The organism is Chitinophaga agrisoli, from assembly GCF_008386695.1.
In the GTDB taxonomy this organism is placed as follows: Bacteria; Bacteroidota; Bacteroidia; order Chitinophagales; family Chitinophagaceae; genus Chitinophaga; species Chitinophaga agrisoli.
The window spans coordinates 1-235 of sequence record NZ_VUOC01000130.1; the positions used below are offsets into that span (position 1 = coordinate 1).

Annotated in this window: 1 protein-coding gene; it reads right to left on the reverse strand. The window is 48.9% G+C overall.

Annotated elements, in window-relative coordinates; genetic code table 11:
• Position 1: 1 nt before the first annotated feature.
• Positions 2 to 235, reverse strand: a 234-nt coding sequence (locus F0L74_RS34750; protein WP_188316295.1) for a hypothetical protein, incomplete at its 5' end; no start/stop codon positions are given.

Genomic DNA, 235 nt, shown 5'->3' on the forward strand with positions numbered 1-235 from the left:
CTCAAAAGTTGACCTTGAGAGAGAAAGACAGAATTTGGTCGAGCAATTGATTGTGAACGTCATCGATCGCATCACTTCCGGTATCCAAGAGCGTGGACTCGACCCAATCTACATCGAAAAAGCCGAAGGCGATTACACTTTCCCAATTTCTGACATCTTCAGCGCATCTGGCACCGTAGCCCACTTGGCTCTCGAAGGCGCCAGCAACGTTGTCGTCAATGACGTCACTTTCAAC